Annotated in this window: 5 protein-coding genes; 2 read left to right on the forward strand and 3 right to left on the reverse strand. The window is 71.1% G+C overall.

Annotation, left to right across the window (positions count from 1 at the left end; all coding sequences use genetic code 11):
- Positions 1–51: 51 nt before the first annotated feature.
- Positions 52–1866, reverse strand: coding sequence for a glutamine--fructose-6-phosphate transaminase (isomerizing) (gene glmS, locus G3573_RS19460; RefSeq protein ID WP_163263337.1), 1815 nt, complete (start codon positions 1864–1866; stop codon positions 52–54).
- Between the two features lie 178 nt (positions 1867–2044).
- Here glmS and glmM point away from each other — a divergent pair, with 178 nt between their 5' ends.
- Both glmM and G3573_RS19470 read left to right on the forward strand, forming a co-directional pair.
- Positions 2045–3397 carry a phosphoglucosamine mutase gene (gene glmM, locus G3573_RS19465; protein ID WP_163263338.1) on the forward strand — a complete coding sequence of 451 codons (1353 nt, stop codon included), beginning with the start codon at positions 2045–2047 and terminating at the stop codon, positions 3395–3397.
- Positions 3398–3519: 122 nt separating this feature from the next.
- Positions 3520–4998: a CYTH and CHAD domain-containing protein gene (locus G3573_RS19470; RefSeq protein ID WP_276208754.1), complete on the forward strand. Its 1479-nt coding sequence runs from the start codon at positions 3520–3522 to the stop codon at positions 4996–4998.
- Positions 4999–5005: 7 nt separating this feature from the next.
- Here the strand turns inward: G3573_RS19470 and G3573_RS19475 are convergent, their stop codons facing one another.
- Both G3573_RS19475 and G3573_RS19480 read right to left on the reverse strand, forming a co-directional pair.
- Entirely contained in the window at positions 5006–5335 is a 330-nt protein-coding gene (locus tag G3573_RS19475; RefSeq protein WP_163263340.1) for a multidrug efflux SMR transporter, read from the reverse strand.
- A 35-nt stretch (positions 5336–5370) separates the two neighbouring features.
- A partial coding sequence (locus G3573_RS19480) for a DNA cytosine methyltransferase (protein WP_163263341.1) occupies positions 5371–5717 on the reverse strand: 347 nt, incomplete at its 5' end.

Here is a 5717-nt window from a genome sequence, read left to right on the forward strand (position 1 = left end):
GGACGAACGCGCCGACGCCGCCCCAATAGGCCGGCGCAGTAAAGCGCGCGCCTACTCGACGGTGACCGACTTCGCCAGGTTGCGCGGCTGGTCGACGTCCGTGCCCTTCTGAACGGCCGTGTGATAGGCCAGCAGCTGGATCGGCACGGCGAAGACCAGCGGCGCGACCAGCGGGTGGCAGGCCGGAACCTCGACCACCCGGGTGGTCGCCTGCGCGCCGGCGCCGTTCGCGTCGGTCAGCAGGATCACCCGCCCGCCGCGGGCGGCGACCTCCTGCAGGTTGGACGCGGTCTTGTCGAACAGCTCGTCGGTGGGGGCCAGCACCACCACCGGGGTCTCCTCGTCGACGAGGGCGATGGGGCCGTGCTTCAGCTCGCCGGCGGCGTAGCCCTCGGCGTGGATGTAGCTGATTTCCTTCAGCTTCAGCGCGCCTTCCAGGGCCAGCGGGTACATGGCGCCGCGGCCCAGGTAGAGCACGTCGCGGGCCTTGGCCAGGTCGTGGGCGACCTGGCGGATCGGCGCGTCGGCGGCCAGGGCCTCGGCGATCAGGCGCGGGGCCTCGATCAGGTGCTGGACGAACTCGATCTCCTGCTCGCGGCTGATGCGACCGCGCTGCACGCCGGCGGCGACGGCGAGCGCCAGCAGGGCGGAGACCTGGGCGGTGAAGGCCTTGGTCGAGGCGACGCCGATCTCCGGCCCGGCCCAGGTCGGCCACATGGCGTCGGCTTCGCGCGCCATGGTGCTCTCGTGCACGTTGACCAGGGCTGCGGTCCTCAGGCCCTGCGCCTTGCACCAGCGCAGCGCCGCCAGGGTGTCGGCGGTCTCGCCGGACTGCGACACGGCCAGCGCCAGCGTGCCGGCGCCGACGGCCGGCTCGCGGTAGCGGAATTCCGAGGCGATCTCGACGTCGACCGGCAGGCCGGCCCACTTCTCGAAGGCGTAGCGGGCCACCTGGGCGGCGTAGTTGGCGGTGCCGCAGGCGACGACCTGGATGCGGTCGATGGCGGTGAAGTCGAACTCGCCGGGCGCGCGGGCGCGCTTGGCCACCGGATCGACGTAGGCCGACAGGGTGTGCTGCACGCTGTCCGGCTGCTCGTGGATCTCCTTCTCCATGAAGTGCCGGTAGGCGCCCTTCTCGACCAGGGCGGCCGAGGCGGAGACGACGGTGACAGCGCGGTTCGCGGGACGGCCCTCGGCGTCGAAGATCTTCGCGCCGTCGCGGTCGACGGCGACGTAATCGCCCTCTTCCAGATAGGTCACCCGATTGGTGAAGGGACCGACGGCCAGGGCGTCGGAGCCGATGAACATCTCGCCCTCGCCCCAGCCCACGACCAGCGGGCTGCCGCGGCGGGCGCCCATGACCAGGTCCGGATAGCCCTCGACCAGCACGGCCAGGGCGTAGGCGCCGTGCAGGCGGTCCAGCACGGTCTTCAGCGCCACCAGCGGCTCGTCGCCGGCCTGGATGCGCTGGTCGACCAGCTGGGCCACGACCTCGGTGTCGGTGTCGCTGGTGAAGACGCGGCCCGCGGCCTGCAGCTCGGCCTTCAGCTCGGCGAAGTTCTCGATGATGCCGTTGTGGACCAGGGTCACGCGCCCGGCCTGGTGCGGGTGCGCGTTGGCCTCGTTCGGCGCGCCGTGGGTGGCCCAGCGGGTGTGGCCGATGCCGACCACGCCCGGCAGCGGACGCTCGGCCAGCACGGCTTCCAGGGCGCGGATCTTGCCCGGCGCGCGGCGGCGCTCGACCGAACCGTCGGCCTGAGACGCCACGCCGGCGGAATCATAGCCGCGGTATTCGAGCCGCTTCAGGCTGTCGATCAGGCGAGGCGCGACGGGGCTGACGCCGGAGATGCCGATGATGCCGCACATGAGCTGGATCCGCTTTTGGTGACGCTTTGACGCCCGGAGCGGAAGACTTTTCCGGCGGCGGGCGTCGTGGTTTATGGAAGCGCGGTTTAGGTCCGCGACGACGCCTTTAGCATTCGCAAACGGCGGCGCACTTAAATCTCCATTTCGCAAAGTTTCGCGCCGCCTACGAGACCTCCTGATGACGCAACGCGCTTACTTCGGCACCGACGGCATCCGCGGTCAGGCCAACAAACACCCCATGACCGCCGAAGTGGCGCTGCGCGTGGGCCTGGCGGCCGGCAAGCTGTTCCGCTCCACCGACGAGCGCCGCCACCTGGTGGTGATCGGCAAGGACACCCGCCTGTCCGGCTACATGATCGAGCCGGCCCTGGTGGCGGGCTTCACCAGCCTGGGCATGGACGTGCGCCTGTTCGGCCCGCTGCCGACCCCGGCGGTGGCGATGATGACCCGCTCCATGCGCGCCGACCTGGGCGTGATGATCTCGGCCTCGCACAACTCCTACCAGGACAACGGCATCAAGCTGTTCGGCCCGGACGGCTACAAGCTGTCCGACGCCATGGAGCTGAAGATCGAGAAGCACATGGACGACGGCCTGCAGGAAGGCCTGGCCGCGCCCTCGTCCCTGGGCCGGGTGAAGCGCATCGACGACGCCCAGGCGCGCTACGTCGAGATCGCCAAGGCGACCTTCCCGAAGAAGCTGAACCTGAACGGCCTGCGCGTGGTGATCGATTGCGCCAACGGCGCCGCCTACAAGGTCGCCCCCACCGCCCTCTACGAGCTGGGCGCCGAGGTGTTCGAGATCGGCGTCAATCCGAACGGCTGCAACATCAACGAGGAGTGCGGCTCCACTCACCCCAACGCCATGGCCGAGGCGGTGAAGAAGTACCGCGCCGACATCGGCATCGCGCTGGACGGCGACGCCGACCGGCTGGTGATCTGCGACGAGAAGGGCCACGTGGTCGACGGCGACCAGATCATGGCCATCATCGCCGGGGCCTGGGCCAAGGAAGGCCTGCTGAAGGGCGGCGGCGTCGTCGCCACCGTCATGTCGAACCTGGGCCTGGAGCGCTTCATGGCCGGCCAGGGCCTGACCCTGGAGCGCACCAAGGTCGGCGACCGCTACGTCATGGAGCGCATGCGCGAGGGCGGCTTCAACCTGGGCGGAGAGCAGTCCGGCCACGTGATCCTGCACGACTACTCCACCACCGGCGACGGCCTGCTGTCGGCCCTGCAGGTGCTGGCCGTGCTGGTCCAGTCGGACGTGCCGATGAGCGTGCTGGCCCGCCAGTTCGACCCGGTCCCGCAGAAGCTGGAGAACGTCCGCTTCGCCGGCGGCAAGCCGCTGGAGACCAAGTCGGTCCAGGACGTCATCGCCGACGCCGAAGCCCGCCTGAACGGCACCGGCCGGGTGGTGGTGCGCGCCTCGGGCACCGAGCCCTTGATCCGCATCATGGCCGAGGGCGACGACGAGAAGCTGGTTTCGCAGGTGGTCAAGGACATCGTCGGCGCGGTCAAGAAGGCCGCCGCCTGACGAATTTTCGTCCGGTCGCGGAGCGTCCAGCCGATTTGGAAGCGCCTTCGGGGGCGGTGTAAGTTCTCTTTCCCAACCTGGGAGAGACCGCCATTTCCGAGTCCGCGCCGCGCGAAACCGAACTGAAGCTGGAGGTCGCGCCCGGCCAGCTGGCCGCCTTGCGCGGCCACGCCCTGTTCGCCGGAGCGGAGCCCGCCAAGCGGCTGTCGTCGACCTATTTCGACACCGCCGACAACGCCCTGCACCACGCCGGCGTCAGCCTGCGCGTGCGCCAGGTGAACGGCGGCCGGGTACAGACGATCAAGGCCGAGACCAAGGCGGCGCGCGCGGGCCTGTTCGAGCGCTGCGAGTGGGAAGCGCCGATCGAGGGCGAGACGCCGGACCTGAGCCTTCCGGGCGGCGACCTGGTGCGCAAGCTGACCGGCAACGGTCACGCGCCCGAACTCGAGCCGCGCTTCACCGTGGTGATCGAGCGCGCCGCGCGGGTGATGGAGGAGGGCGCCACGCGCCTGGAGGTCACCCTGGACGAGGGCCACGTCGAGGCCCCGGGCTTGCGCTCCCCGCTGATCGAGGTGGAGCTGGAGCTGCAGGAGGGCCGCGAGGAGGACCTGCTGAAGGTCGCGCGCCGGCTGCTGGAAGACGTGCCGCTGCGTCTGGCGGTCCGGGCCAAGTCGGAAGCCGGCTACGAGCTGATCGGCGACGCCCACGCGTCGGCCAAGGCGGCGTCGGTCGAGCTGGACCGCAAGATGAGCTCGGCCGAGGCCTTCACCGCCATCGGCGCCAACTGCCTGCTGCACCTGCTGCGCAACGAGCGCCTGGTGCGCGAGCGGCGCGCGCCGGAAGCGGTGCACCAGGCCCGGGTGGCGCTGCGGCGCCTGCGGGCGGCCATGTCGCTGTTCAAGGCCCAGTTCATCGACCTGGAGTCCATCCGCCTGAAGGACGAGATGAAGCGGGTGGCCGGCGCGCTGGGCGACGCCCGCGACCTGGACGTGTTCGAGGGCGAGCTCCACGCCGACGGCGCCGAGCCGGAAGAGATGGAGGCGCTGAACGCCGCCTTCCTGCGCCGACGTGAGAGCGCCTACGACGCCGCCGTCGCGGCCCTGTCGGATCCCGCCTTCGTTCGCCTGACCTTCGACATCCTGGCCTGGCTGCACGCCGGGGCATGGCGCGAGACGCCCGCGGCCCAGCGGCCGGTCCTCGAACTGGCGGCCGACGAGCTGACGCGGCGGCGCAAGAAGCTGCGCAAGCAGGGGCCGCAGTTGCACAAGCTGACGCCCGAGGCGCGCCACCAGGTGCGCATCCAGGCCAAGAAGCTGCGCTACGGGGCCGAGTTCTTCGGCAGCCTCGCGGCGGGCGCGAAGGGGCGCAAGCGGGCCGAAGCCTTCATCGGCGCCCTGAAGCCGGTACAGGACGCGTTGGGCGAAATGAACGATGTCGCCGCGCAGGGAAAGCTGGTGCGCAGCCTGTGCGAAGGCGCCGCGCCCGGGGCGGCCTTCGCCGCCGGGGCCATAGCCGCCCGCCGCGCCCGCGAGGGCCGCAACCTGCTGAGGGACGGTGAAAACGCCGCCCGTGATTTCGCGGTGCGGAAGCTGTTCCTCTGAGCGGCGCTCAGCGCACGGTCGATTTCGAGAACAGGTTGATCACCAGCACCCCGGCCATGATCAGGACCATGCCGGCTATGGCCGGCAGGTCCAGGGGCTGGCGGAACCGGACGGCGCCGATGATCGCGATCAGCACGATGCCGACCCCGCTCCAGATCGCGTAGGCGACGCCGACCGGCACGGTCTTCAAGGTCAGCGACAGCAGCCAGAAGGCCAGGGCGTAGCCGATCACGACGACCACGGACGGTCCCGGGCGCGTGAACCCCTCCGACGCCTTCAGCGCCGAGGTGGCCGCGACCTCGCAGACGATGGCCAGGGCGAGGAAGAGATAGCTCATCGGGCGGCTAAGCGACCGGGACCAGGGCCGGTTCCTCAGGCGGCCTGCGCGGCCGGACCCGACAGCAGCGGCTCCAGCACCTGGGCGGCCAGGGCCCGGACGACCGGCACGGCCACGCCGTCCCCGGCCACCTTCAGCGCAGCGGTGGTCGCCGCCGGCAGGCGGTAATCGTCCGGCAGGCCCATCAGCCGGGCTGCTTCCCGGGGCGTCAGCAGGCGCGCGCGCACGGCGCCGTTCTCGACCACGACGATGAACTGGCGCGACGAGCCGCCCGCCGGCGTGCGCAGGCAGCCGGCCAGGCCGTCGAAGCGCACCTCCGCCCGCTGGGCCCGCACGCCGTGTTCGACCCGGACCCGCCGGTAGAGCGCGCCGACCCGCCGGC

The sequence above is a fragment of the Caulobacter sp. 17J65-9 genome (assembly GCF_010975005.1).
Lineage (GTDB): Bacteria > Pseudomonadota > Alphaproteobacteria > Caulobacterales > Caulobacteraceae > 17J80-11.